This is a genomic window from Cellulomonas bogoriensis 69B4 = DSM 16987 (genome assembly GCF_000767165.1).
GTDB lineage: Bacteria > Actinomycetota > Actinomycetes > Actinomycetales > Cellulomonadaceae > Actinotalea > Actinotalea bogoriensis.
Genome location: NZ_AXCZ01000298.1, coordinates 1 through 1,834 on the forward strand (window position 1 = coordinate 1; position 1,834 = coordinate 1,834).

1 protein-coding gene is annotated in these 1,834 nt (G+C 68.3%); it reads right to left on the reverse strand.

Features of this window, described 5'->3' with window-relative positions:
• Window positions 1–1,617: 1,617 nt before the first annotated feature.
• A partial coding sequence (locus N869_RS18635; RefSeq protein ID WP_232229807.1) for a hypothetical protein occupies window positions 1,618–1,834 on the reverse strand: 217 nt, incomplete at its 5' end.

The window sequence follows — 1,834 nt, forward strand, 5'->3', positions numbered from 1 at the left end:
CGCACCCGGGACCGCGCCCACGAAGGCGCCCAGGGCCACGGTCACGCAAGCCACCGGTGCGAGGAGACGCCGCCTTCGGAGGCTCGACCTACCAGTCATCCTCTTCCTCGCGCCGGGCCTGCAGCGGCGGCTGCGGCAGGTTGTCCCGCGATCCAGCCATCTGCGAGGGATGCCGCGTAGGCGCCTCAGGCGTGCTGAAGTCGGGAACCGCGTACCCGAAGCCATGGCGGCGGCGCTTCTCCTGCCCGGGTGCGGCACCGGCACCACCGCCCATGGGCATCCCCGCGGCGACCGGACCGCCTCGGCCACCCGCCCCGGCTCCAGCAGCTTGACCCGGCGTCCCGGACCCGGTCACACCGGTGCCTCCTGCGAGCGTCGAGCCAAGGCCCCTGCCGCCAGCTCCAGCGCCCGAACCCGCCCCACCCGCGCCCGTAGCACCGAGCCCTGCTGCACCGTTCCCAGCACCACCCAGCCCGCCGACGCCTGGCCGGCCTCCCGCAGTGCCTATACCACTGGCACCGGCGCTGCCGGCACCGCCGGTGCCCGCACCTCCCAAACCCCCAGGTCGGAGAGATCCAGGCGTGCCAGCCGGTAGGCCTGCTGACAGTCCTGCACGGCCCAGGCCAGCTGCACCCATTGCGGCACCACCGATTGCGGCACCGCCGGCGGCCGCACCACCCGCAGCGCCCACCCCGCCCGTTCCTAGTCCGCTGCCCCCAGCTGAAGCCTGACCAGCACCAGGCGCCGTCCCCTGGAGCGATCCGTCAGCCCAGCCACCGGCGCCACCGCCAGCCGACGTGAATGCCCCACCGCTAGGAGCGCTGGCAGTCGCGCTCGCGGCGCCCACCCCGCCAACGCCACTGTCTCGCCCATCGACCGCACCCGAGTTCGACCAGGTTCGCTCATCAGCCTGGTAGGCGCCACCACCGGCTCCGGCCAAGAGGGCTGAACCTCCACCGACGGAGCCGCCCACGTGACTACCGTTACCGCCGTAGGTACTCGAAATCCTTGTTCCAGGCGGTGCCGCCCCTCCCCCGTTTCCAGTTTCCCCCGTTTCGGACACTGTGTAGCCCGACCGCCCAGAGTCGTGAAGAGGGAGACTGTCGACAGCGTTGCGAATCTCACTATTCAGCTGCATAAGGACTCTCTCTGCTGCTGCGTCACGAATCCGCATCTGTCGCTGGTTTGCCTCCTGCACTTCCTGATCCGCAGCGTAGGAGCTGACTCCAACCCCAAGAAGCCCCCCAGGGAGCCCTCTCAGTGCGCCACCAGCACGGATCCGCACCTCCTCCGCGGGGGAGATCCGATCGGGAGGCAAATCGTTATATGCGGCTCGCGCCTCCAGAATCGCCTTCTGCGCCTGCCCGACAATTTCTCCGGTCACGCGGATCTCATCTGCGATTCGGCCGACGGTCCTGCAGATCTCACCGATTTTCTGGGTCGCGCGCTCCGCCGCCTCGCCCTCCATCCCCGTCTCGTGCGCCCGTTGATAACGCATACGCGCCTCTACAAAGAGCCTCTGGCCACCGTGCTTCAGGTGCGTGTACTCATTGCCGATCTCCCAGACAGCTTCCGTGGGCAACTCGCCTACCAGCGCCAGTTCTTCAGAACGCCGCATCAGACCTGTCCTCTCTTGTTGCGCGTACGCATCACTACGATCGCAATTAGCACTCCCGCGACGACCGCCATGGCGAATAGCCCGATCCCGAGCAAGAACCACGGGGACGCCGCAGCGTTGCCGCTTTCGTCACGCTCGCCAGCTTCAGGTCGAGACTCAGGGGCAGCTTCTCCGGGAAGCGTTTCACCGATCTCGCCGCCGGTGATCTCCTCGATG